Here is a 24,881-nt window from a genome sequence, read left to right on the forward strand (position 1 = left end):
CCCTCCGGCAGCAATTTTAATAACTCGGACTGGCTTCGTAGAAATCTGATTGAGCACGACATCTATTTCTTCCCACTAACGCCTATCGGAAGATTGAAAAGCGGAACTTGCAACGCTAGAATCTCGGAGACCCATGAGATTTCGACGTCATTGACTGATTGCAGATAAGGCGAGTTGAGGTGGAATATATGCCGCTCTGAGGCTGGCTTGATGTTCCGCCACCATGTCGTGCCGTTACGGAGATTCACGATGAACTTTTCAGCTAGGCCCTGGCGCTTCAGAACCTCCTTACTCATCGGCTCGCGAAAGCCTTCTCTATAGAAGAGCATCCAGCCCCGCAGCTTTCCGTGTATGATATCGAGAGCCACCGCATCGGATGGCAAGTGGGAGCCGCCCGCCACGCGGCGCCCGGTTGTGCAGTATCGAACCTGATCATCTGCGATCACCGATCCGATCACAGGAATTGCTTTGGCAGCCCAAGCATAGGCGTCGGGCGTATCGCTGAAACCCAGAACTTCCTTCGGCACACCGAGCGCTTTGCCGATCTCTGCCGCCCGCTCTGCATCGAGCCAGGTGTCGCGCTCCTCAAGACGGCGGATGGTTTCGCCGGTAACACCCAAGAGCCTTCCAAGGCGTGCCAGCGAGAGGCCGGCACGCCGGCGATAGTCTCGAATTGAGTTTGGAGGCGGAGCGCTTTTCAAGCGGCTCTCATTTGCGTTCGATGATCCTATTGTCGGTCGCAGGCGCGCCTGCGGTGGGTTGGGCGCTTCTTGTGAGCGCGTGCGCCGATTCTTCTGCGGTTTGGTCTCGTCGTTCATTGGTGCGCTTGCGATGGTGGGTTTTGCGGATATGGTGGATGAAAAATGCTTGATGGGTGGGCTCGTTTACAGGAGCGGGCACTAAGGCGCCGAGATCGCACCAATGTGCTCACCAGACGACGCGTGGGCGACCTCTATCGGTAGAGCTTCAAAGCTGATAGCATTTGACTTGGAACGCTTGGCCTTGATGCCATGGCCAACGGCTTCCTTAGCGTCCTCAGGGACCAGCTTCTTCAATTCGGTCTTGGCTAGTTCGTGATATCCGTGAGCTTCGCGAGTCTGGAGATAGGTTGCCGCAAGCTCGGCCCAGGAATTGGATGCGGCCATATCGACAATCTTGATCGCTTCAAGCCGCGGGCGGGGCGTTTCGATATTGAACAACGCTGGTGGCTCGCCAGTCTGGACGCAGCGCCAGAATTTCTTCTCGGCCGTCAGAAGAAGGTGTTGATAAAGCGGATCGGCATGAACGGTTATCTCGACCCACTTGCCACCCCCGGTAATGATGGAGAGTACCGCCGAGCGCGCTGCGATCACCCACATATTGTGTTGGAGCTGGGCCATATGTTTGTCGGCGGCTGCTTCCTCGGAGAAATTCCAGGGCAGCATGAATTTGGCCTCGAACACGGCCTCGGTCTGCTCGACGCGCCCATCGAGCGTCGCGCCCATCCATTTGTGGACGGGGTGCCGGACCTTCCGCTGCACATCCTCGACGGTGTGGCCGCTGTTGCGCTCGTACCAGCTTCGATTGAGGTCCTCGGTGATGGTGCCGAGCTGAACAATCAGCTCTTGGCTGAGGTCTTGAGGCGCAATCTCGCCACGCTTCTCGCGCCAGAGCCTGACGAGCTTGTCCTGATCATCGCCCATGATGATCCTAGCGTCGGATCCTCCAATGAATGTACGACGATCGGGGTGCGCCTTATCAGTTTCGATCGAGATTTCGTCAAGGCGGCTAATGTAGACGATAATCATTATACATCAACAAAAATGGGCACTCGCAATTGCACCATCGTGGTGTTGGCTCGCTTGGGTCGTGCATTAAAGACCACCCCTGATCAGTTGCTCATCCGTCAAAAGAGGGACCGCAGTTGATTTGAAAACGTGCGATCAAGCACGAGCCGAGGTGGCCTGCATCTTCCGTTTAGGGATGTTATCGTCTGTCCCATCGGGTGGACCCTGCTCGGACCGACCGATGAATGGGCATCCGGTGCGCCCGCGACATGATGTAGGAAACCGTCGCGGGCTTGGCGATTGTCCGACGTTAGTCCGCAAGGGCGACCCCGATCCTCTGCAATTCCGACTTCAAGAGCTGATCTCAGATACCGTGAGCTTCAGAAGGCCGATCGAAAGTGGCAAGCAGGCGTTTCCGATCCGGAGAAAATCCGGAGTCGTGCAAAAGGGTCAAAACCAAGAAGGACTCCAATAGATTTCGACCCGCTTGATGCAGGACTTGATGCCGTAGCTAGCCGCGCTTCGCGCGTTTCGACAATGCGTTGACCCCTCCATGGTTTTGACCCTTAGCGCAAGAGACAGTTTGAACCGCCCCGGGTTTGCCGGAGGCTCCAACTCCTGAGAGGATGGAGCTGTTGAAGCAGAAGAATGAGAAGGGATGTGAAAGGATGCGCTGCGCGCTGGACAGCACCGACTTGCGCACTCGTTAATTGAAATTAAGGGAGAAAATATCACTTCTGGAATATCGGCGGATAAATTGTATGGTTTGATTCGCCGGGCCGGCAATCGGAGTAAGAATGCGAGTACGAGTCGAAGCGCAGACTAAAGCTGTGCACGTTTTGGCCAACAAGATCCCAGATTACATCATTGGACTTTTCGTTGAGCCTGTCCTGCTCGGGGGCGAAGACCCGGGCCTTTTTTGGAATATGGTCTCCGCGATGATCGACGAGCACCGGCCGGAAACTTTGTTGGATTGGATCGCGCTCAACGACCTGGTCACGAAACTATGGGAAGAACGCGTTTTTCGGCGCGCTACCAATGCCATCATCCGCGGAGGCCAGCGGCTTGCAGTGCAGCAGTTCATGAGCGAGATTCTCCCAGGTGAGCATCGTGTTGAGCGATTGAAGAAGGCCGACGACACGGCCGATCACCGGGCAAGCAAGTATTTTAGCGAGAACAAGAAGGAGTATGAAGAAATTCGGTCGCAGCTGGCGAAGTATGGAATTTCGGAAGCAGAACTGCTTGCGCGATCGGCACAAAACAATAGCGACGCCATCTTGATGTTTGAGGGGATAGTTTCATCGCGCGAACGCAGCCGCCGAAAGCTTCAAAACGAAATCGGAAGGCGCCGGCCTTCCCAAGAGGTGAAGTCAGAAGCGTTTGGGGATGTAAATGCGGACCGTCTGGGTCGGCGCGGGCCTTGCCAAGGGGTGAAAGCGGAAGCGAAGCAGGATGGAGGCCAGCATCATCCGGGCCAGCCTAGGTCTTGCCAAGAGGCGAAAGCAAAAATGGTCGGTGAAGTAGACGTGCATCATCATGGCCACTGAAAAGCAGATCAGAGCTAACCGCGAGAATGCCAAGCGGAGTGCAGGGCCGAAAACTCTGGCCGGGCGGATAAAGTCGAGTCGCAATGCCCTGCGCCATGGTCTTTCAATTCCCGCAGCCAATGGTCCTCTAGCCGGGACGCAGGCTTACGGACTAGCGGAACTGTTGACGCCGGAAGGCGCCAGCCAGCTACAGAGGCTAGCAGCGCTGGAAATGGCACAGGCCCAAGCGCAATTGCTGCGAGTTGCAGCTGTACGGAAAGCCTTGATCGCAACGCTGGACCTGCAATCTCTGTCTCTTGAACAGGTGCGGCGCCTGGCTGCCTTAGAACGTTATGAATGTCGAGCCCATAGGCAACGCCGTCGAGCGGCAGACCGGCTTCGCGGCACGGAACCGATAGGATGATGGAAATTTGGCAAAACGAACCCAATTTGATCGAGCCTGAGAGGCGCTCGGGTTTTGGGTGAGTTGCTTAATCCAGCTGTTGGTTAGGTGCAGGTCTGAAGGGGTCGAAAAGTCTGGAGATTTGTAATCATGACCGACGACACACACACGATCCACGGCGGCGGGCTCACCGCCACCATCAAGGCGCAAGGCGCCGAGCTGTGCTCGCTGAAGGACGGCAGCGGCGTCGAATTCATCTGGCAGGCCGGGCCGGCCTGGCCGCGGCATGCACCGCTCTTGTTTCCGATCGTCGGCCGTCTCGCCAATGACGAGTTGCGGCACCGGGGCAAGACGTACCGGATGACCCAGCACGGCTTTGCGCGCGACAACTGCTTTGCCTGGGCGGAGCGCGGCGAAAGCCGCTGCGCGCTCGTGCTCGAAGACAGCGAGGCGACGCGCGCGCTCTACCCGTTCGCGTTCCGGCTGGCTGCGACCTACACAGTCGATGAAGCGGGTCTCGATGTGGCGCTGAAGATCGTCAACACAGGTGAGGAGACATTGCCGGCGTCGCTCGGTGGCCATCCCGCCTTCAACTGGCCGCTTCAGGCCGGAGTGTCGAGGGAGAGCTATGCGCTGACCTTTGCCAACGAGGAATTATTTCCGGTTCGCCGTCTCGACGGCGGGCTATTGCGTGCGGCAACGGAGCCGAGCCCGGTCAAAGGCACCGAGCTTCCCCTGTCAGAATCCCTGTTCACAGACGACGCCATCATCTTCGATCGCATCAACAGCAATTCGGTCCGCTACGCGGCCGGGCAGGGCGCTTCTATCGGACCTTGGCTGAAAATATCTTGGCGCGGTTTTCGCGAGCTCGGCGTCTGGTCCAAACCGTCGGGCGCGCCGTTCCTCTGCATCGAGCCCTGGCGCGGCTATGCCAGCCCATCCGGCTTCGACGGCGACTTCAGCGACAAGCCCGGTTTAATGCACATCGCTCCAGGTGCAACGGAAACGCTCTCGTTCCGAGTTGTGGTTGGGCCAGGAGTGCCAGTTTGATCGCTCAGCGCCGCAAATTTATTGGTCCAGCCGTGAGGCGCGAGTCCCGAATTTCGCGGAGCAGTAGCACGCGCTTTGTTTGTGCGGTGTTGAGCAGACCTTCGAACAGCACGAACATCTCGCGCGCCAGCACGTAGACTTCGGTGCGGATGGCGTGCTGATCGAAGTCATAAGCAGTAATGCGCGTCTCGATTTCGGTTGTCGCAATGGATCAATCCGCCAGCTCAGGGCGTTTTGCCGCGTATAGTACTCGGCATCGTCTTGACATTCGGGTCCAATTCCACCCAAGTCGATTCGCTGTAGCGGCGCCTCAGTCGCCTTTTGGCGACAGCTCTCAAGAAGCTTGTGACGCAACAGGCGATCGCGTTGGATCTCCCACGACAGCTCGACGATGTCGATCGCGAGCAGCCACTCGATGGCCGCCGTCGGATCAGCGCCGTGATCATGGTATCATTGCTCAAACTGCTCGAATCCGCGGACGCGCTTCGCCTTTGCCTCGGCCAAAGCGACCGGATAGCTCCCTGGCGGCGTGAAAATGCGGAATTTTTCGGGTTGGCTTAGAGCGCTATCAGCGGCTCGCGCCGGGACGTTAGAGTCCGCTTGCAGCTCCTGAGGAGAGAATGGCTAGCTTTTTGCCGAGTGGTCGCTTAGCGCAACCAAGGCCACAAAATGAGAGCCCACAGCATGAGGCCGATCGGCGCTCCGATCAAGCAGCCGCGAAATAGGGATGGCTCCGATAGAGAGGATGGCTCCCGATTACTCTCTTTGACAATCCGAAGATGGTTGGACCGTTGCCTCATGACAGGCAATGCTCCACGAATTCTGCAGCTCCACAATTGGCCTGTTCGGTGAGTTCGATGATCTTTCGGGGTACTGCGCCCTCGCGACCGAACCGGAGGAAAGAGACCCTTTGACCGCCGTCGAGCACGAGCTTGCGCTGCGCGAGAAGGCTTGGCGTTCACTAGCCGTAGGAAGCTCTAAGGGAGTTAGCCTTTAAGGTTGAGCGGTGAGGTTAATTTCACCAACCGGTTGTCTGCCGCTACCGTGACCGGCTATGTCCCTGCTCCGAGGCAGGGACGAAATGCTTGATAAGACCCACGAGCGAGCGGCCGCGGAAGGTGATCGTCGTCGAGCTGGCGATCTCGTTGTAGCGATCGCATTTATTCGCGTCGCCGGGTTTGCCATGATCGCGTCCTGCTGTGCGGTCTTCGCTGCAAAATTCGCTGTTACCAGGGAAATTGGCTCGATCAATCCTGGCGCGGCTTTCGCGAGCTTGGCGTCTGGTCGAAACCATCAGGCGCGCCATTCCTCTGAATCGAGCCATGGCGCGGCTATGCCAGCCCGGCCGGCTTCGACGGCGACTTCAGCGACAAGCCCGGCCTGATGCATATCGCGGCCGGCGCAGAGGAGCGCTTGTCGTTCCGGATCGAGGTCGCATCGTCCTGAGATCGGTGGCCTTCAGACCTCGATCCGCGTGAGGTCCTCGCCGAGCACGACGGGACCCGAATAGTCCTGTCGGACATCCGCGAGCAGCGCGTTCAACATGGAATCGTCGGTGCGCGGCCGGTGATGGGTCAGCGCGAGCTTCTTCACGCCGGCCTTGGCCGCGACCTTGCCGACCGTGTCGCCGCACGCGATCGTGAATTTCGCAAGGCGGCGGAGGTGCTCGTTGTTGATCTCCGGCGTCGCGAGAAAGCAGCACTGCACCAGCAGGTCGGCTCCCTCAGCCAGTCGCTCCAGACCGGGGCAGGGGACCGTGTCGCCGGAAATCGCAACGACCTTGCCCTCCGCCCCGAAGCGGTAGCCGAGACACATCCAGCGCGCGAGGAAGGCCGGCGGCATGTCGAGGCCATCGCCGTGCGAGACGAGCTCGGCGCTGATCTTCCAGCGCCCGGTGTCGAGAACGGGACCCGGCACGATGTCCGTTGCGACGACCGGTTTCCAGCCGCCGAAGCTCGGCTCGCCCCGGTCGCGCCAGGTGATGTCCTTGTCGTAGACCTGCGTGACCAGCGTGTTGACCAGCCGCTCGGTGTCCGGCGGCCCGTAGATGCGCAGATCGTCCTTGCGCCCGTGCATCCATGAATTCAGCATCACGTCGTAGAGGTCGCCGATGTGGTCGAAGTGGTGATGGGTGAGAAAGACCGTGTTGATCGCGCCAAGCGGCACGCCGGCCTTGCTGAGCTGCAGCACGACGCCGCGGCCTGCGTCGAACAGGATGTTCTCTTCGCCGAGCCTGATCAGCGTGGTCGTCGCCATGCGGCGCGGGTCCGGGCGCGGGCCGCCGGTGCCGAGCAGTATGACTTCCATCGCGTCTACTCCAGCGTGAAGATCCTTCACAGTAGGTTCGAAGCGGGCCGCGAGGCAAGCCGCACCAGGTCGCCGAGGATGGAAGCAGGAGCGCTCAGCTCACGCCGGTCGCAGCGGCGGCGATGTTCGGCCCGATGGCCGATCGGCCTGACGTCGGCGAGGTCAGACGGTGCGTGAGATCCTGCGCGCGCCGCTCGACCAGATGCCAGGTCGCGCGTGCGACGAGATAACTGAGCGCGGCGGTGACGGCATAGGCGATGAGCAGCGAGACCAACCCGTTCGCGAGCGGCCAGACCTGGCGCAGGCCGTAGATCACCGCGAAGTGCGACAGGTACATCGAATAGGAATTGCGGCCGAGCGCCTCGATCGGCGACCAGCGGATCGCCAGGCGAATGCAGCCGGCAACCAGCGCGCCCAGCACGAGGTTGATCATCAGATAGTTGAACTCGTGCGAGCCGGTGGCGCGATCGGCGATGAAGGATAGCGCGACGAAGGCGGCGAGGATCCCGGCATCCGATTTGGCGAAGCCGTCGCGCAGCGCGAAGAACAGCGCGCAGCCGACGAGGAAGACCGGAAGCTGGTTCAGGAAGCTGATATGCAGCGCGTTCCAGACGAACGCTTCATTGCCCGGCCCGTAATAGGCGGAGAAGAGCGCAAAGGCGAACGGCTTGAACAGGCAGACATTGACGAGATGCAGGGCAATCGCCAGCGCGAGATAGAGAGGGCGGCGCGCGCCGAACGCGGTGATCAGGAGCGGGAAGAGGAGATAGAATGTCATCTCCGCGGCGATCGACCAGTCGCCCGGTACGACGCTGTTGACGCTGTCCGGCCAGAAGCCGTGCAGGAACGTTGCCGTCAGGATCACCTGGAGCGGCCCGATACCGTTGGGCGCGTTGGTGCTCGGGCCGGTGCCGTTGACTAGCAGATAGAGCGGGATCGCGAGCCAGAACAGCGGCGCGATGCGCAAGAAGCGGCGGATGTAGAATTTCCGCGTCGGATTGGTTTCGGTGCGTTGCGTCCACATCAGGCACATCGTCATGGCGCTGACGAAGTAGAACACGTTGACGCCGGTCCAGCCGCACATGAAGGCGAAGTCGACGGCACGAATGTTCGACGGAAAGGATTGTGAAACGTGGATCGCTATCACGCCGACGATGGCAAGACCACGCAGGAAGTCGAGGCTATGCGAACGACCGAAGGGCGTTGCGGTTTTCTCGGTTCGACCGGCAACTGACCGGGGCTGCCCCTGCATCACGCCTGCTCCTTCGGTTGTCCATCTGCAGACGGGACCATAGAGGCGCGGCCGGCTTTCCCGAAGCCGAAGGCATTCTTTACGTTAACCGGCGGCTGAATCCTGTCCCGGGTGCGCGGGACGGCGATGTCGAGCCGGCGCCGCGGCCATCGTCCGGACCACGCCGGAAGGATGATGCGCGGGATGAGAATTGTGGGCCAATTCATACTTAATGCGTCGAGACTGTGACCAATATTGTTCAGGCAGCACAACACGCCTAGTATTCCAGCAGGCAATTCGGGGGCTCGAACCAGTTGTGAATGTTCGTTCACATGACAGCGCGTTGCGCAACGACTTGAATTTTCAGGCCGGGCCGCAAGCACACAGGATATCCACCATCGTGGCTGATTCCGCACGTCAGGAAGCGCGTCCCGCAGGCCGCGAGCGGCTGATCGTCGTCGAAGACGATCCGGTGACGCGGACGATGCTGGTCGGCTACTTCAGCGACAACAATTTCGACGTGGTCGGCGCCGGCTCCTGCGCGGAGTGCCGCCAGGCGCTGCGCGGGCGCGCCGACCTGGTCTTCCTCGACGTGCAGTTGCCCGACGGTGACGGCTTCGAGCTCGCCAAGGAAATCCAGGCGACCAGCAACGCGGGCATCATCTTCGTGACCCGCCGCGATACCGACGTCGATCGCATCCTCGGCCTCGAGATCGCCGGCGACCACTACGTCACCAAGCCGATCAATCTGCGCGACCTGCTCGCGCGCGCCCGCAGCGTGCTGCGACGGCGCTCGATCGACCGCAAGGCGGCGCGCAACCACAATTCGATAGCCTTCGGCGACTGGATCATCGACCTGACGCGGCGCGAGCTGCTCGGCAGCGACGGCAAGCCGGTGTCGCTGACGCGCGCCGAGTTCGACCTGCTGGCGGCGCTCGTCGGCGCCGACGGCAGGCCGCTCAGCCGCGACTATCTGATCGAGGTCGTCAGCAACCGCCAGGCCGAGGTCGACATCCGCACGGTCGATGCGCTGGTGGCGCGGCTGCGCCGCAAGCTCGTCGGCAGCGGCACGCCCGTGATCGCGACCGTCACCGGCGTCGGCTACAAGCTCGCGCTCAGCGAACGGCTCTAGCCTCATCCGTCGAATGATCTGATCGCCCTCGCGCCTATCGTGCGCGGGCGCTCTGGTCCGTTATTGTCCTTTGCGCAGCTCCGGCCAGCCGGTCATCGACCGCATAGAGCGTGCAGGTGGGCGACCATTTCATGCAGGCCGCGAGCGAATCGCGCTGGGCGTCGTCGGCCGTCGCGCGCCCCGAACGCCAGCCGTAACCGCCCTTGGGCGACACCGCAAAAGCCTTGTGCGGCACGGTGCTGGCGAGATAGCGCGCGAACTCGGCGCGCGCAGCCTCGTTGAGCTGGCTCGGCGGCGGCAGCGGATCGGGCAGGCTCAGGACGTCGTGGCCGAGCCCGCGCTCGCGCAGGAAGGCGTCCACATACGGCGTCCATTGCGGACGGCCGACCACTGAATAGAGATAATGGCCATCGTCGCCGTAAGGTGCCGCCGCGACGAATTTCACGTTGCCGCCATTGCCGCGAAACCCGTCATAGAGCCGGCGGGCGAGATCGGGCCCGAAGAACAGATCGTTGGTCGCGTAAACCCACAGCATCGGCACGCGGGACGTCTTGCCGAAGGTGGCGAAGGCCTGCACCAGCCCACCCTCGTTGCAGACGTCGTCGTCGTCGCGCGAGCCGCGGCCGCCGGCAAAGCTGATCGCGGCGATGAGACCGGGCGGCGCCTGCGCCGTCAGCGCGACGGTGGCGAGCCCGCCGGCAGAATGGCCGGCCGCGATCATGCCCGATGTGGTGACGTCAGCCCGACGCGCCATCGCATCGATGGCCGCGCGCAAGTCCGCGACCGCAACCGCCGCCGCCGGCAGGTACGCGGCATTGGTGCAGCCGCCGACGCTGTCGATGCGTCCGCCCGGCGAGGTGCCGTAGCCGCGCCGCATCACGATCAGCGCGGCAAAGCCGCGCCGGGCATATTCGAGCGCGATGCCGTAATATTTGTGGGCCGACATCGTCGCGCGGTCGTCGAAACTGCGCGGCGAGCCGTGGCTGAGCAGCGCGAGCGGATAGCGCTTGGTCCCCGCCGGGCGCACCAGGAACGCCTCCAGCCCCTGCGGCCCGGCCTCCGCCATCGGGATGCGCAGATCCTCGGTGTAGAACTCGGCGGCGTTTGCGCGAGCCGCAGCCCCTGCGATGGCGAGCAGGATGAGCACGGGCAGATGCCAGCGCGCGAGGTCCATGGGTGGATGATTCTCCGTGGCCGCGCGGATCATAACAGAACCGCATGACCCGGCGAACGGGCGGATCGCTCTAGCGTCCGCCCCGATCGTTCATTTCAGCGTCTGAAGATAGGCGATGACATTGGCCCGATCTGTGGGGTTCGGCAGCCCCTTGAAGAACATTTTGACGCCGTGGACGTCACCGCGGGGGTCGGCGAGATAGGCGTCCAGCGTTGTTGGCGTCCAGGCTGCTTTGTTGGCCTTCATGGCATCCGAATAGGCGAAGTCCGGGACGATTGCGGGCTTGCGGTCGATGATATTCCAGAGACTTGGGCCGACCTTGTTCACCCCGATCACCGCCGCGTGGCAGTTCTCGCAGGTTCGCTGGAAGACGGCCTTGCCCGCGGCCGAATCGCCCTCCGCGGCGGAGGCAGACGACGTGGCCAAAGACGACGTGGCCAAGGCCAGCATGAGCACGAAGATCAGACGTCCAGTCATCGTAAGTCCCCCACGGGATCAGCCGGCCAATCCTGCAAATCCGGCCATCGTTCATCAAACGGAAAGCAGCGTGCCCCACGTGGCGCGGCGGCGTCTTTGTTCTGCATCAACCGAAATCCGGGACCAAAGTACGAGGGCGCCCATGCGTCATCGCCATGGATCATCTTGTGCGGGATGGGCGTTGTCGGTTGATCGTTGACCGGAGCGTGGCATCGGGCCGGTCCGGCATTCGGCTTGGCGACGGGCCGGCCGATGGTATGGTGGTCCAGGCCGTCATTTGAAGATCATAGAGGAGTTGCAGTGGCAGATGTCGATCCCGCGGCGGGTAAGCCGGTTGCGCCGAGCGCGCTCACCAACATTCCACGGCTGGTGACGGCCTATTTCGCCGGCAAGCCGGACGTGGCTGACCCCGCGCAGCGGGTGGCGTTCGGCACCTCCGGCCATCGCGGCACCTCGTTCAAGACCACCTTCAACGAGGGCCATATCCTCGCGACCACGCAGGCAATTTGTGACTACAGAAAGGAAAAGGGGCTGACCGGCCCGCTCTTCATCGGCATCGACACCCACGCGCTGGCCGAACCTGCTCTCGTCAGCGCCGTCGAGGTGTTCGCGGCGAACGGCGTCGACGTCATGATCGACAAGGACGGCGGCTACACGCCGACGCCTGTGATCTCGCACGCGATCCTCACCTACAACAAGGGCCGCACGTCGGGTCTGGCGGATGGCGTCGTCGTCACGCCCTCGCACAATCCGCCGGAAGACGGCGGCTACAAATACAATCCGCCGCATGGCGGCCCGGCCGACACCGATGCCACCGGCGTCGTCGAGAAGCGTGCCAACGCCTATCTCGCCGACGGGCTCAAGGGCGTCGCGCGCATGGACTATGCCAGGGCGCGCAAAGCTGCGAACGTGCATGCTTACGACTTCATCACGCCCTACGTCGCCGATCTCGGCAACGTCGTCGACCTCGATCTCGTCAAATCCGCCGGCATCAATATCGGCATCGATCCGCTCGGCGGCGCCGCCGTGCACTACTGGCATCCGATCATCGAGCGCTACGGCCTCAAGGCCACGGTGGTGAACGAGGCGATCGATCCGACCTTCCACTTCATGACGGTCGACTGGGACGGCAAGATCCGCATGGACTGCTCCTCGCCTTACGCGATGGCGAGCCTGATCGGGATGCGCGACCGCTTCGACGTCGCCTTTGCCAACGACACCGATGCCGACCGCCATGGCATCGTGACGCGCACCGGCGGCCTGATGAATCCGAACCATTATCTCGCGACCGCGATCTCCTATCTGTTCGCGCACCGCCCGAACTGGGGCAAGGACGCCGCGATCGGCAAGACCGTGGTGTCGAGCTCAATCATCGACCGCGTCGCGAAAAAACTCGGCCGCAAGCTGGTCGAGACGCCGGTCGGCTTCAAATGGTTCGTCGACGGCCTCCTCACGGGCGGCTTCGGCTTCGGCGGCGAGGAGAGTGCAGGGGCCTCGTTCCTGCGCCGCGACGGCACGGTGTGGACCACCGACAAGGACGGCATCATCCTCGGCCTGCTCGCCGCGGAGATCATGGCGAAGACCGGCCGCGATCCCAGCCAGCTCTTTGGCGACCTCACCGCCGAGTTCGGCGTGCCTCATTACGCGCGCATCGACGTCGCGGCGACCACACCGCAGAAGAACATTTTGAAGTCCGTCACGCCCGAGCAACTCGGCTTGAAGGATCTCGCCGGCGATCCCGTTCGCGCCACGCTCAGCAAGGCGCCCGGCAACGGCCAGCCGTTCGGCGGCATCAAGGTCGAGACCGATTTCGGCTGGTTCGCAGCGAGGCCGTCGGGGACGGAGGACGTCTACAAGATCTACGCGGAAAGTTTCCGCAGCACCGAGCACCTGAAGCGGATTCAGGAAGAGGCCCAGGCCGGGCTGGCGAAGGTGTTCGGGGCGTAGTTGCCCTAAGAGCAGAACAAGATCACACGCGTTCACGATAGGTCGTCATGCCCGGGCTTGTCCCGGGCATCCACGTTCTTCGTACCGCGTGGCAACGCGTGGATGGCCGGGACAAGCCCGGCCAGGACGCTGTTGAGGCGCTAGTGCCTAAGCTCTCAGGCCACATGCAGGAAAATTGTATACTGGATACTCATTAAAGGTAATTTGGTAGGGCAATTTCGGCCTTGAGCGGCTTATTCTCCCTTGCTATTGTATACATAACGTATTCATAAGCCTTGGGAGTGAGACCTGTGACAAAGCCCTTCCCCATGAACGCCTGGTACGCCGCCGCCTGGGACGCCGAGGTGAAACCGGCGCTGCTGCCACGGACGATCTGCGGCAAGCACGTCGTGATGTACCGGAAGGCCGACGGCTCGGTGGCTGCGCTGGAGGATGCCTGCTGGCATCGCCTGGTGCCGCTGTCGAAGGGACGGCTCGAAGGCGACACCGTCGTCTGCGGCTATCACGGCCTGAAGTACAACGCGCAGGGGCGCTGCACCTTCATGCCCTCGCAGGAGACCATCAACCCGTCGGCTTGCGTGCGCGCCTATCCCGTGGTCGAGCGCCACCGCTACATCTGGCTCTGGATGGGCGATCCCGCGCTGGCCGATCCCGCGCTCGTGCCCGACATGCACTGGAATTACGATCCGGCCTGGGCCGGCGACGGCAAGACCATCCGCGTCAATTGCGACTACCGTCTCGTGCTCGACAACCTCATGGACCTCACGCACGAGACCTTCGTGCACGGCTCCTCGATCGGCAACGACGCGGTCGCCGAAGCGCCGTTCGACGTCACCCATGGCGAGAAGACGGTGACGGTGACGCGCTGGATGCGCGGCATCGAGGCGCCGCCGTTCTGGGCCAAGCAGCTCGGCAAGCCCGGCCTCGTCGACCGCTGGCAGATCATCCGTTTCGAGGCGCCATGCACCATCGCGATCGACGTTGGCGTGGCGCCGACAGGCACCGGCGCGCCGGAAGGCGACCGCTCGCAGGGCGTCAACGGCTTCGTGCTCAACACCATCACGCCGGAGACCGAGAAGACCTGTCACTACTTCTGGGCCTTCGTCCGCAACTATCAGATCGGCGAGCAGCGCATCACCACCGAGATCCGCGAAGGCGTCTCCGGCATCTTCCGCGAGGACGAGCTGATCCTCGAAGCGCAGCAGCGCGCGATGGACGAGAACCCCGATCGCGTCTTCTACAACCTCAACATCGATGCCGGCGCGATGTGGACGCGCAAGCTGATCGACAAGATGGTAGCGAAGGAAAACGCGCCGCAGCACCTTCAGGCCGCGGAGTAAGCTGACATGGCCGAACGCGAGGTCGACCGCTCCGTCTCGCAGACCGTGAAGGCGCAGCTCGCGCTGCGCGACCAGATCCTGTCGGGCTCCTTGCGTCCCGGCGAGCGCATCTCCGAGCTTCAGGCGGTGGAGACGACCGGCGCCTCGCGCACGCCGGTGCGCATGGCGCTGGTGCGGCTCGAGGAGGAGGGCCTGCTGGAGGCGATCCCTTCCGGCGGCTTCATGGTGAAGGCGTTCTCCGAGCGCGACATCTCCGACTCCATCGAGCTGCGCGGCACGCTGGAAGGGCTCGCCGCGCGCTTTGCCGCCGAGCGCGGCGTCTCCGCGCGCGAGCTCGAGCCGCTGAAGGAATGTCTCGCCGCCATCGACGAATTGCTGCGCCAGGTGCCGATCTCGGTCGATGCCTTCTCGTCCTATGTCACGCTGAACGCGCGTTTCCACGCGCTGCTCACGGAACTATCGCGCAGCCCGCCGCTGATCCGGCAGATCGACCGCGCCTCGGCGCTGCCGTTCGCATCCCCGAGCGGCTTCGTGATGGCGCAGTCGGCGCTGCCCGAGGCCCAGCAGATTCTGATCATCGGCCAGGAGCACCACCGCGTCGTCATCGACGCCATCGAGAACCGCGAGGGCGCGCGCGCCGAAGCCGTGATGCGCGAGCACGCGCGGCTCGCGGTGCGCAATTTGCGGCTCGCGCTGCGCAACCGGACCCATCTCGACCTCTTGCCGGCGCTCGCGCTGATCAAGACCGCAACCGACTAGGGGAGTGCCATGCGCTTCATCGAAACCTGGACCCCGGCGACGCTCGTCTCGACGCGCGACCTTGCGCCCGGCATCCGCGAATTCCTGATTCTGCCGGACCAGTTTGACGGCGCCGCGTATCCGGTCGGCAGCCACATCAATGTCAGCGTGACCATCGACGGCCTGCCCGAGACTCGATCCTATTCGCTGGTCGGCGAGGCCACTTCGCGTGGCCTGCGGATCGCGGTGCGCCGTGCCGAGGATTCCCGCGGCGGCTCGCGCTATATGTGGCAATTGGCACCGGGCGCGCGGCTCGACATCACGCAGCCCGCCTCGCTGCTCGCGGTCGACTGGGCGCGCGACAATTATTGCCTGATCGCCGGCGGCATCGGCATCACCCCGATCCTCGGTGCGGCGCAGGCGCTGGCGCGACGTGGCGCGGACGTCACGCTGCATTATGCCGTGCGCTCGCGCGGCGAGGCCGCCTATCTCGATGATCTCGCGGCGATGCTCGGCGACCGCCTGGTCGTCCATGCCAGCGATGAAGGCAGCCGGCTCGATCTCGACGTGCTGTTCGCGTCATTGCCGCAAGGCGCGCTGGCGCTGTTCTGCGGCCCGATGCGGATGCTGGATGCCGCGCGCCATGCCTGGATCGGCGCCGGCCATCCGCTCGCCGATCTTCGCTACGAGACGTTTGGCTCCAGCGGCTCGCTGCCGACCGAGACCTTTCGCGTGCGCTTGAAAGACTCCGGTGTCGAACTCGAAATACCTCGCGAGCGCTCGATGCTGGATGTGCTCAATGCGAGCGGGCACGAGGTGATGTACGATTGCAAGCGCGGTGAATGCGGCCTCTGTGCCATCGACGTGGTCGACGTCGACGGCGAGATCGACCATCGCGACGTCTTCTTCAGCGACCATCAGAAACAGAGCAACCAGAAGATCTGCGCCTGCGTCTCCCGCGCGCGAGGCACCATCACGGTGGATACGCTGCTGCGGGCGGATGCGGTCTGACCAGGGCTGGAAGGCGTCCTCGGAAAACGCGATCAGCCTGAAGGCATGCGCATCCGCTCTACGCTCGGAGCAGACGGGTGCAGTTCGTCCTGGCGAGGCAGCCAAGGGCCATTTGCAGGCGGACCAATCCTGTGCGAAGCGGGCTTCGTTTTGCCGCGCCAACGAGGCGGTAAGAGCGCTTCGTGCGGTCAACCAGCCATGATAGGTTTGCTCTCGGCAGTCAAAGTGTTCAGCCGGTCTTGGACAACAAGGGTGGAGGTTCTGCCATGAAATCCAATTCTGTCTCGCTGGCAGTCGATGAGTTCGCCACAAGGAGAGCTGACTCGCTGATTTTGATCGGCCGGATTCTACTCGCGTGGGTATTCGTCGGAAGCGCGTACGGCGCAATAGCCAACTTCAGCGGCTCCGTGGGTTATTTCAGGTCCCTGAACCTTCCAGCACCTGAGCTGTTCACCATGGTGAACATCGCACTGGAAGTATTGATATCCGTTGGTTTGATATTGGGCGTCGGTACGCGCTACTGCGCAATCCTGACGTTTGTGTTCGTAGTGGCGGCAACGGCTATTGCGCATCGCTACTGGGAGTATCCCGCGGGTGCGCAGCAGATTGGTCAATATAACAATTTCCTGAAGAATATCTCGATCATGGGAGGCGCGATGTTGATCTTCGTCACCGGCGCAGGCCGGTTCAGTTTCGATCGGGCATCGTAGCCGACGTCATTTCAAGTTGGGCTTGAAAGCTTCCTCGATCACCCGGCGGATGCTCTTTGAGAGCGGTTTCAGGGCGTTGCCCACGAAGGCGAACAGAAGCATCAGCCATGTCGCAAGCGCGGCACACCATAGCACGACGTCCAATATCTCAGGCATGATGATGCCCCTCAAAAAATAACTACTCTGAAATGGGGGCAAGTGTTGCTTAATGGAGCCGACACGGCAAGCCGTCTTTAGAGTGGTAACGCGCCGAAACACTCGGAAAACGCACTGAGAGCAGCGGGTTACCTTAGGTCAGCGACGCAGACCAATCCCGTGACTGCGGAGACTTTGCGAGTCTATGCCCTACGCCGCGTAGGTCGCCCGCAGCTTCTTCGTGTCGAGCAGCGCCAGAACCTGCTCAGCCGACACCGGCCGGCTGATCAGATAGCCCTGCACTTCGTCGCAACTGATCTGCCTCAGATATTCGAGCTGATCGGCCGTCTCGACGCCTTCGGCGACCACGCCGATGCGCAGGTCGCGCGCGAGCGAAATCACCGACTTCACGATCGCGGCACAGTCCGGCTGGACCAGCATGTCGCGGATGAAGGACTGGTCGATCTTGATCCGGCTGAACGGCAGCTTGCGCAGGTAAGTCAGCGACGAGAAGCCGGTGCCGAAATCGTCGAGCGCCACGGTGACGCCGAGTTGCAGCAGCGCGTTCAGAATCGACGCAGCCGAGCCGTATTTCGAGAGCAGCATCGATTCCGTGATCTCGATCTCGAGCCGGCTGGGAGAGACCTTCGCGTCGGCCAGCGCCTGCACGATGCTCTGGAGGATACCGGTGTTGTGAAACTGTGCCGCGGAGAAATTCACGGCGACCCTTATTTCCTCGGGCCAGTCCGCCAGCGTCGCGCAGGCACGCCTGATCACCCATTCGCCGATCGCGTGGATCAGCCCGGTCTCCTCCGCGATGGGGATGAATTCGCTCGGCGGCACCAGTCCGCGCGAGGGATGCTGCCAGCGCAGCAGCGCTTCGAAGCCGGTGATCCGATCGTTGCCGAGTTCGAGGAACGGCTGGAACACCAGGAACAGTTCGTCCCTGGCGATCGCGCCCTCGAGGTCCGATTGCAGCGCCTTGCGGTCGCGCGACACCATGTCGTCGCTGACCTCGAAGAAGCAGACCGTGCCGGGTCCCGCCTTCTTGGCGCGGTAGAGCGCGGCGTCGGCATTCTTCATGAGGTCGAGCGCCGTGTTGCCGTCGCGCGGCGCCAGCACGATGCCGACGCTGGTTGCGCCGACGATCTGGCGGCCTTCGATCGGGAACGGCTCGGCGAACGCCGCAACGAAGCGCTCGGCGATCTCGAGCGCATCCTCGGGCCGTGCCAGATTGGCCATCACCAGCGCGAACTCGTCGCCGCCGATGCGTGCGACGTGCTCGGCCGCACGGGTGCAGCGTTGCAGGCGGCTTGCGACCTGGACCAGGAATTCGTCGCCGGCGGGGTGGCCGAACTTGTCGTTGACCTCCTTGAAGCGATCGAGATCGAGCAGCAGCACCGCGAACTCTTCGCCCGACAGGGCCAGCCGCTTCAGGGCGGCATCGAGCGTCTCGTTGAAGGCGAAGCGGTTGGGCAGATGCGTCAGCGGATCCTGCCGCACCGTGCGCTCGGCGTCGACCTGCCGGATCACGCGCCGAGCGAAGCCGATTGAATTCACGAACACCGCGCGCAGCAGCACTGACCCGTAGACCACCACCAGGATGGCCATCAGCACATAGGCCGGATCGCCGTCACGGCCGAGGCAGATGGCGATGCCGACGAAGATGGGGGTCGTGAAGGCGATGGCCGCAATCGGGATGGTGGCGAAAGCCAGCGCGCCGCCGGCCAGCATGCCCGAGCAAAGGCAGGTGATGACAAGCTGGCCGCCGGTTGCGGCGTTTGCGAAGAAGGCGACCGGTACGATGCCCCAGGCGGCCCCGAAAATGAAGGCATTGCGCACCAGCCGATGCATGGCGCGGCGCGAGACGAATTGCGGTTTTGTGATCCGGCGCGAGGCGTGGGACTGCACCCCGAACGCGATCGCGGCACCGGCGACGACGACTGCCCAGATCAGGGCGAACGTCCGGTCCGGCGAATGCCACAGCGCAATTGCGAGCACGGCGGCGTTGCAGGCATTGGCGAGCATGATGCCGACCGAATAGCCGAGCACCAGCGACATCTGTTCCGCGCGAATATGGCCGGCCATGGCTTCGTCGGTTGCGGGACCGCCGAACGCCGACAGATCGCCGGCGAACAGCCGCGCGAAATAGGTGGTCAGTTGAGTCCGCATTCCAGAGCCTAGCAGGATGGGCCGTTCGTCCGGCTCGGACCCGAGAATTCGCTGCAAACCTTTGACGAACTATGAATTATCCCCGCTGGTGAGCCCCGCCGCGATCACTTCTAGGTGCCGAAACATCCGTATCGATAACAAATCGATACAAATGCGCGGTGCTACGAGAAGAGGGGGCGCCAACTCAGCTGTCATGCCCCGCCAACGGGTCTCGCCTTCGGCGAGCCCGATGACAGGCTCCGGCGGGGCATCCAGTACGCCGCGGCCTCTCGATTCTAGCTGCGCAGTCTCTGGAATACTGGATCGCCCGCCCCAGTGCGCAAGTGCGCACAAGGCGGACGATGACAGCAGTGCTCTGGGTATCACCGCCCCAATTGCTTCGGATCGTAGTAGAACCGTTCTTCGATCAGCTGGTCGCCTCGCCAGGTCTGCCACGCGATCTCATCCAACGTTCGGATGACGCCTTCCGCGCTGGTGAAGCTGAACCGCCAGCGTGTCGCGACAGTGTCGCCCTCGATCAGGCTCGGCCCGATGCGCACGGCCTTGACCTCCTTGGTCGCGGCCAGCACGCCGCGCTCTTTCGCTGCCAGTTTTTCCCGGCCGACGGTCGGCGCGGCGTTGTTTTCATAAGTGGCGGCGTCGGGCGCATAGAAATGTTCGATCGCGCCGACGAAGTCCCCATCCTCCAGCCGCTTCGCAAAGGCTTCGACGATCTCGCGACTCGGCATGGCACACCTCACGATTAAAACCGACTGATGGTCGGTAAATACCGACCGGTAGTCGAAAAGTCAACTGGCCGTGTCAGCCGAATTGGATTAGACGACCCTCATGGCGAAACAGGCGGAGCGGAGGGCGGCGACATCGGAGGCGATCCTGACGGCGGCGCGCCGCCTGTTCGGGACGCAAGGCTTTGCCGCCACCACCATGGACGAGATCGCGGAGGCCGCCGGCGTCGCCAAGGGTGCGGTCTATCATCACTTCAAGACCAAGGAGGCGGTGTTCGAAGCCGTGTTCGACCAGGTCTCGCGCGATCTCGTTGCCGAGATCGACAGCACCGCGCGGGCCGAGAAGGATGTGCTCGCTGCGATGGTCGCCGGCACCCAGCATTACTTTGCCGCGACCGCCAAGGGACCGACCGGCCAGATCATCCTGCGCGACGGCCCGGCCGTGCTCGGCTGGGAGCGCTGGCGCGAGATCGATGCCGAGCATTTCGGCGGCAAGCTGCCGCGCGCGATCGCCGCCGCCATGGAGGCCGGCCTGATCGCGCGCCAGCCGGTCGAGCCGCTGGCGCGGCTGCTGCTCGGTGCGGTCACGGAGGCCGCGGTCGCCTGCGCCGGACGCGCCGATATCGCAAGGGCAGGCGCGGAATATGCCCGTGCGTTCAAGTCGCTGGTCGAGGCGCTGCGTCTGCGCGCATGATCATGGTAAGTGACGAAACTGGAAACGCCCACACCAACAAGAACACTGGCAAGACATGACCGCAAACTCCTCCCTTGGACCAATCGATCCCGAATTCGACTACATCATCGTCGGCGCCGGCTCCGCCGGCTGCGTGCTCGCCAACCGCCTGTCCGCGAACGGCAAGCACAGCGTGCTGCTGCTCGAGGCCGGCCCGAAGGATTCCAACATCTGGATTCACGTGCCGCTCGGCTACGGCAAACTGTTCAAGGAGAAGACCGTCAACTGGATGTACCAGACCGAGCCGGAACCCGAGCTGAAGGGACGCCAGGTGTTCCAGCCGCGCGGCAAGACGCTGGGCGGCTCGAGCTCGATCAACGGCCTGCTCTATGTTCGCGGTCAGCACGAGGACTATGACCGCTGGCGTCAGCTCGGCAACACCGGCTGGGGCTATGACGACGTGCTGCCCTATTTCAAGAAGGCCGAGAACCAGTCGCGCGGCGCCGATCAATATCACGGCAGCGGCGGCCCGTTGCCGGTCTCCAACATGATCGTGACCGATCCGCTGTCGAAGGCCTTCATCGACGCTGCGGTCGAGACCGGTCTGCCCTACAACCCTGATTTCAACGGCGCCACGCAGGAAGGCGTCGGCTTGTTCCAGACCACGACGCGCAACGGCCGCCGCGCCTCGACGTCGGTCGCCTATCTCGGCCCGGCGAAGACGCGCGGCAATCTCAAGATCGAGACCGAGGCGCTCGGCCAGCGCGTGCTGTTCGAGGGGCGCCGTGCCGTCGGCGTCGAATACCGGCAAGGCGCGCAGCTGCGCCGTGCCCGCGCACGCAAGGAGATCGTGCTGTCGAGCGGCGCCTACAATTCGCCGCAGCTGCTCCAGCTCTCCGGCGTCGGTCCTGCCGATCTGCTGCGCAAGCACGGCATCGATGTCGTGCTGGACGCAGCTGGTGTCGGCCACGATCTCCAGGACCACATGCAGGTCCGCATCGTGATGCGCTGCTCGCAGAAGATCACGCTCAACGACACCGTCAATCATCCGCTCCGCCGCACGCTCGCCGGCGCGCGCTATGCGCTGTTCCGGAAGGGCTGGCTGACGATCGCGGCGGGCACGGCGGGCGCGTTCTTCAAGACCAGCCCGCGGCTGGCCTCGCCCGACATCCAGGTCCACTTCCTGCCGTTCTCGACCGACAAGATGGGCGAGAAGCTGCACGACTTTTCCGGCTTCACCGCCTCGGTGTGCCAGCTCCGTCCCGAAAGCCGCGGGTCCTTGCGGATCCGAAGCGCCGATCCGACCGTGCCGCCGGAGATCCGCATCAACTACATGTCCACCGAGACCGATCGCACCACCAACGTCGAGGCCCTGAAGATCCTCCGCAAGATCCTGAACGCGCCGGCGCTGAAGCCGTTCGTCGTGGGCGAGGTCGATCCCGGCACGAAGGTATCCACGGATGCGGAGCTGCTGGATTTCTGCCGCGAGCGCGGCAGCACCATCTACCATCCGACCTCGACCTGTCGTATGGGCAATGACGCGCTCGCGGTGGTGGATCAGCGGCTGAAGGTGAGGGGGCTCGAAGGCCTTCGCGTCGTCGACGGCTCGATCATGCCGGATCTCGTGTCGGGGAACACCAACGCGCCGATCATCATGATCGCCGAAAAGGCCTCCGACATGATATTGGAGGATGCGCGGTAGAGCATGATCTGGACCCGGAGGGCCGCGTTAGCGCAAAGTGGGAACCGGTTTTCCAGATCATGCTCAAAAAACCCGCGCAGTGAAAGGACCAGGACTTGGCTACTCGACTCAAGATCGGCACGCGCAAGAGCGCGATGGCGCTGGCACAGACGGAAGAGATCGCGCGCCGCCTGACCGCCGCCGTGCCCGGTCTCGACGTCGAGATCGTCAAGTTCGACACCACGGGCGATCTCGACCAGACCAGCAAGCTGTTGCCGCATGGCGGCAAGGGCGGCGCCTTCGTGGCGCAGATCCGCGCCGCGGTGCTGTCGGGTGAACTCCAGGCGGCGATGCATTCGCTGAAGGACATGCCGGGCAACGAGGACACGCCCGGCCTCGTCATCGGCGCCACGCTGTCGCGCGATCCGCCCAATGACGCGCTGGTGCTGCGCGACGGTGTGACGCTGGCGGCGCTGCGCCAGTCGCGCGGCAAGGGGTTCAAGATCGGCACCAACGCGGTACGTCGTGCGGCCTATGCGCGGCGGCTGTTTCCTGACGTCGAGGTCATCCACTTCCGCGGCGCTGCCGACACGCGCGTGCGCAAGCTCGACAACGGCGAAAAGCAGCGCCTGCCGGATGGCGGCGCGGTGGGGCCTGCCGATGCGCTGATCATGGCGCGCTCCGGCCTCGACCGCGTCGGTCTCGCCGACCGCATCGCCTACGAGTTTACTGCGGCGGAGATGCTGCCCGCGGCGGGGCAGGGCATCGTCGCGGTCGAATGCGCGGCGCAGGACTGGCAGACGCGGCAGATCCTGTCGTCGATCGACGATCCCTCTGCGCACGCCTCTGCCGATGCCGAACGCGAGGTGCTGTGGGTGCTGAACGGCCACTGCAATTCGCCTGTCGCGGGCTTCTCGACCATCGCAGGCGGTCAGATGTCGCTCACCGCGTCCGTGCTCGACCTCTCCGGCAACACCATCATCGAAGCCTCGCGCACAGGCCCCGCCAACCGCCCGCGTGAGCTCGGCCGTGCGGTGGGTCTCGATCTGCTGACGAAGGGCGCTGCCGAGATCATCGAGCGCAGCCGGCCGCGCTAGCCTGCTGCAAAACACTCATCGGTGCGATCATATGATTCTGCGCCTGTTTTGCCCGACGTGTCAAACGTGACCGCGGCAGGGCTCAGAATCATGCCGACCGAAATTCTTCAATAATTTGTACTGTGCATGTACTGTGCATGGGGTTGTTTTCGCGTTTTTTGTTTCCGCCCCTTCGAGGGCGGGACGAGTTACCCCCGCACCCGCTTCAGCATCTGCTCGACATGGGCGATCGGCGTTTCCGGCTGGATGCCGTGGCCGAGATTGAAGATCAGCCGCCCTTGCGCGAAATTGGCCAGCACGTTGTCGACCGCGCGGTCGAGTGCGGCGCCACCAGTGATCAGCACCAGCGGATCGAGATTGCCCTGCACCGCGACGCGTGATTGCACGCGCTCGCGGATGAAGGACGGCTCCGCGGTCCAGTCGATGCTGACGGCGTTGACGCCGGTCGCCTCGACGTAACCAGGCAGCTGCGCGCCGGCGCCGCGGGGAAAGCCGATGATCTTCGCGTCCGGTACCTTCGCGCGTACGCCCTCGACGATGCGCCGCGTCGGCTCGGCCGACCAGCGCGCGAACTCGGCGGGCGGCAGCACGCCGGCCCAGGTGTCGAAGATCTGCAAGGCATTGGCGCCGGCTGCGAGTTGCGCCAGCAGATATTCGATCGAGTTCTCGACCAGCACGTCGATGATCTTCGCGAACGCGTCCGGATACCGGTAGGCCATCATCCGCGCCGGGGCCTGGTCGGGCGTGCCGTGGCCCGCGACCATGTAGGTCGCCACCGTCCACGGCGCGCCGCAGAAGCCGATCAGCGCGGTCTTGGGATCGAGCGCGCCGCGCACGATCTTCAGTGCCTCGAACACCGGCGCGAGCTTGCCGAAGTCGGCGCGCGGGGCAAGCGTTCCGACCTTCGCGGGATCATCCAGCGGCTCGAGCCGCGGACCTTCGCCGACCTCGAAGCGCACGGAGCGGCCGAGCGCGTAGGGGATCACCAGAATGTCCGAGAAGATGATCGCCGCGTCGAAGCCGAATCTCCGGATCGGTTGCAGCGTGACCTCGGCCGCAAGTTCCGGGTTGAAGCAGAGATCGAGAAAGCCGCCGGCCTTGGCCCGCACCTCGCGATATTCCGGCAGGTAGCGGCCGGCCTGGCGCATCATCCACATCGGCGGGATGGCTTGGCGCTGGCCGGAGAGCACGTCGATGAAAGGCTTTGTCGCAGACTGGGGCACGAATGGTCCTGAGCAAGGTTACGGCTCCTGATACACCGCCGCGGCCTCCAGCGGAACAGGGGAACAAGCGCAATTGGGCCGCGTTGACCAACCAATGGAGGAGATCATGGCCGAGTCATTCAATCCCGCGCCGCACGACAAGCACGCCGACGATCTGCATGAGGCGCTCGCCGCCGATGCCAAGCTCGACACCGGGCTCAAGGACAGCTTCCCGGCGTCCGATCCCGTGAGCGCCGCCCAGCCGACACCCTCGAAGGCCGATGCGGACGCTGACAGTCCCTCGCTCTGGGACAAGGTTAAGGCCATCTTCAGCTAGCGGAAGGGGAGCCGGATTCCGATAGGTTCGCTAATACCCTGTTAGCG

General features: G+C 63.3%; 23 protein-coding genes and 1 pseudogene. 13 read left to right on the forward strand and 11 right to left on the reverse strand.

What is annotated here, in order from left to right; all coding sequences use genetic code 11:
- Positions 1-62: 62 nt before the first annotated feature.
- Together XI09_RS30995 and XI09_RS31000 are read right to left on the reverse strand one after the other, a co-directional pair.
- Entirely contained in the window at positions 63-818 is a 756-nt protein-coding gene (locus XI09_RS30995) for a helix-turn-helix transcriptional regulator (RefSeq protein WP_271570229.1), read from the reverse strand.
- 81 nt (positions 819-899) lie between these two features.
- Entirely contained in the window at positions 900-1,787 is an 888-nt protein-coding gene (locus tag XI09_RS31000) for a YqaJ viral recombinase family nuclease (protein WP_271570230.1), read from the reverse strand.
- A 776-nt stretch (positions 1,788-2,563) separates the two neighbouring features.
- Between XI09_RS31000 and XI09_RS31005 the strand changes: the two genes are divergently transcribed.
- The gene (locus tag XI09_RS31005) at positions 2,564-3,313 is read left to right on the forward strand and encodes a hypothetical protein (protein WP_271570231.1); all 750 of its coding nucleotides are present in this window, start codon (positions 2,564-2,566) and stop codon (positions 3,311-3,313) included.
- A 532-nt stretch (positions 3,314-3,845) separates the two neighbouring features.
- Positions 3,846-4,745: an aldose 1-epimerase family protein gene (locus XI09_RS31010; protein ID WP_271570232.1), complete on the forward strand. Its 900-nt coding sequence runs from the start codon at positions 3,846-3,848 to the stop codon at positions 4,743-4,745.
- 1,039 nt (positions 4,746-5,784) lie between these two features.
- Here the strand turns inward: XI09_RS31010 and XI09_RS31015 are convergent.
- Positions 5,785-6,051, reverse strand: coding sequence for a hypothetical protein (locus tag XI09_RS31015; protein ID WP_271570233.1), 267 nt, complete (start codon positions 6,049-6,051; stop codon positions 5,785-5,787).
- On the opposite strand from XI09_RS31015, the pseudogene XI09_RS31020 reads away from it, so the two are divergent.
- Positions 5,979-6,191 (forward strand): annotated as a pseudogene (locus tag XI09_RS31020) (aldose 1-epimerase family protein); the annotation flags it as partial. The gene XI09_RS31015 and the pseudogene XI09_RS31020 overlap by 73 nt on opposite strands.
- Positions 6,192-6,203: 12 nt before the next feature.
- Here XI09_RS31020 and XI09_RS31025 read toward each other — a convergent pair.
- Positions 6,204-7,052, reverse strand: coding sequence for an MBL fold metallo-hydrolase (locus XI09_RS31025; RefSeq protein ID WP_271570234.1), 849 nt, complete (start codon positions 7,050-7,052; stop codon positions 6,204-6,206).
- Between the two features lie 94 nt (positions 7,053-7,146).
- A complete protein-coding gene (locus XI09_RS31030; protein ID WP_271570235.1) occupies positions 7,147-8,304 on the reverse strand; it encodes an acyltransferase family protein in 1,158 nt (385 codons plus the stop codon).
- A gap of 295 nt (positions 8,305-8,599) precedes the next feature.
- On the opposite strand from XI09_RS31030, the gene XI09_RS31035 reads away from it, so the two are divergent.
- Positions 8,600-9,415 (forward strand): response regulator transcription factor, encoded by an 816-nt coding sequence (locus XI09_RS31035; RefSeq protein ID WP_271570236.1) that lies wholly within the window; start codon positions 8,600-8,602, stop codon positions 9,413-9,415.
- A gap of 34 nt (positions 9,416-9,449) precedes the next feature.
- Here XI09_RS31035 and XI09_RS31040 read toward each other — a convergent pair whose 3' ends face one another.
- Both XI09_RS31040 and XI09_RS31045 read right to left on the reverse strand, forming a co-directional pair.
- Positions 9,450-10,589 carry an alpha/beta hydrolase family protein gene (locus XI09_RS31040; protein WP_271570237.1) on the reverse strand — a complete coding sequence of 380 codons (1,140 nt, stop codon included), beginning with the start codon at positions 10,587-10,589 and terminating at the stop codon, positions 9,450-9,452.
- Between the two features lie 90 nt (positions 10,590-10,679).
- Positions 10,680-11,039, reverse strand: coding sequence for a c-type cytochrome (locus tag XI09_RS31045; RefSeq protein ID WP_271570318.1), 360 nt, complete (start codon positions 11,037-11,039; stop codon positions 10,680-10,682).
- 327 nt (positions 11,040-11,366) lie between these two features.
- On the opposite strand from XI09_RS31045, the gene pgm reads away from it, so the two are divergent.
- From pgm to XI09_RS31070, 5 genes are all read left to right on the forward strand, one after another.
- The gene (pgm, locus tag XI09_RS31050) at positions 11,367-13,013 is read left to right on the forward strand and encodes a phosphoglucomutase (alpha-D-glucose-1,6-bisphosphate-dependent) (RefSeq protein ID WP_271570238.1); all 1,647 of its coding nucleotides are present in this window, start codon (positions 11,367-11,369) and stop codon (positions 13,011-13,013) included.
- A gap of 290 nt (positions 13,014-13,303) precedes the next feature.
- The gene (locus tag XI09_RS31055) at positions 13,304-14,353 is read left to right on the forward strand and encodes an aromatic ring-hydroxylating dioxygenase subunit alpha (RefSeq protein WP_271570239.1); all 1,050 of its coding nucleotides are present in this window, start codon (positions 13,304-13,306) and stop codon (positions 14,351-14,353) included.
- A gap of 6 nt (positions 14,354-14,359) precedes the next feature.
- Positions 14,360-15,112, forward strand: coding sequence for a GntR family transcriptional regulator (locus XI09_RS31060; protein WP_008139252.1), 753 nt, complete (start codon positions 14,360-14,362; stop codon positions 15,110-15,112).
- A 9-nt stretch (positions 15,113-15,121) separates the two neighbouring features.
- Positions 15,122-16,102 carry a PDR/VanB family oxidoreductase gene (locus tag XI09_RS31065; protein ID WP_271570240.1) on the forward strand — a complete coding sequence of 327 codons (981 nt, stop codon included), beginning with the start codon at positions 15,122-15,124 and terminating at the stop codon, positions 16,100-16,102.
- Between the two features lie 266 nt (positions 16,103-16,368).
- Positions 16,369-16,812 carry a DoxX family protein gene (locus tag XI09_RS31070; RefSeq protein WP_271570241.1) on the forward strand — a complete coding sequence of 148 codons (444 nt, stop codon included), beginning with the start codon at positions 16,369-16,371 and terminating at the stop codon, positions 16,810-16,812.
- A 6-nt stretch (positions 16,813-16,818) separates the two neighbouring features.
- Here the strand turns inward: XI09_RS31070 and XI09_RS31075 are convergent, their stop codons facing one another.
- From XI09_RS31075 to XI09_RS31085, 3 genes are all read right to left on the reverse strand, one after another.
- A complete protein-coding gene (locus tag XI09_RS31075; protein WP_271570242.1) occupies positions 16,819-16,968 on the reverse strand; it encodes a hypothetical protein in 150 nt (49 codons plus the stop codon).
- Between the two features lie 189 nt (positions 16,969-17,157).
- Entirely contained in the window at positions 17,158-19,119 is a 1,962-nt protein-coding gene (locus XI09_RS31080; RefSeq protein WP_271570243.1) for a putative bifunctional diguanylate cyclase/phosphodiesterase, read from the reverse strand.
- A gap of 362 nt (positions 19,120-19,481) precedes the next feature.
- Complete coding sequence (locus XI09_RS31085; protein ID WP_271570244.1) at positions 19,482-19,847, reverse strand: nuclear transport factor 2 family protein; 366 nt, start codon at positions 19,845-19,847, stop codon at positions 19,482-19,484.
- Positions 19,848-19,947: 100 nt separating this feature from the next.
- On the opposite strand from XI09_RS31085, the gene XI09_RS31090 reads away from it, so the two are divergent.
- From XI09_RS31090 to hemC, 3 genes are all read left to right on the forward strand, one after another.
- On the forward strand, positions 19,948-20,538 hold the full coding sequence (locus XI09_RS31090; RefSeq protein WP_271570245.1) for a TetR/AcrR family transcriptional regulator: 591 nt from the start codon (positions 19,948-19,950) through the stop codon (positions 20,536-20,538).
- Between the two features lie 55 nt (positions 20,539-20,593).
- Positions 20,594-22,219, forward strand: a complete 1,626-nt coding sequence (locus XI09_RS31095) for a GMC family oxidoreductase (RefSeq protein ID WP_271570246.1) — start codon at positions 20,594-20,596, stop codon at positions 22,217-22,219.
- Between the two features lie 95 nt (positions 22,220-22,314).
- Positions 22,315-23,295, forward strand: a complete 981-nt coding sequence (hemC, locus tag XI09_RS31100) for a hydroxymethylbilane synthase (protein ID WP_271570247.1) — start codon at positions 22,315-22,317, stop codon at positions 23,293-23,295.
- A 188-nt stretch (positions 23,296-23,483) separates the two neighbouring features.
- Here the strand turns inward: hemC and hemE are convergent, their stop codons facing one another.
- Positions 23,484-24,518, reverse strand: coding sequence for a uroporphyrinogen decarboxylase (hemE, locus tag XI09_RS31105; RefSeq protein WP_271570248.1), 1,035 nt, complete (start codon positions 24,516-24,518; stop codon positions 23,484-23,486).
- Between the two features lie 106 nt (positions 24,519-24,624).
- Here hemE and XI09_RS31110 point away from each other — a divergent pair, with 106 nt between their 5' ends.
- Complete coding sequence (locus tag XI09_RS31110; protein WP_271570249.1) at positions 24,625-24,834, forward strand: hypothetical protein; 210 nt, start codon at positions 24,625-24,627, stop codon at positions 24,832-24,834.
- Positions 24,835-24,881: the final 47 nt, after the last annotated feature.

It is taken from the genome of Bradyrhizobium sp. CCBAU 11386 (assembly GCF_028128955.1).
In the GTDB taxonomy this organism is placed as follows: Bacteria; Pseudomonadota; Alphaproteobacteria; order Rhizobiales; family Xanthobacteraceae; genus Bradyrhizobium.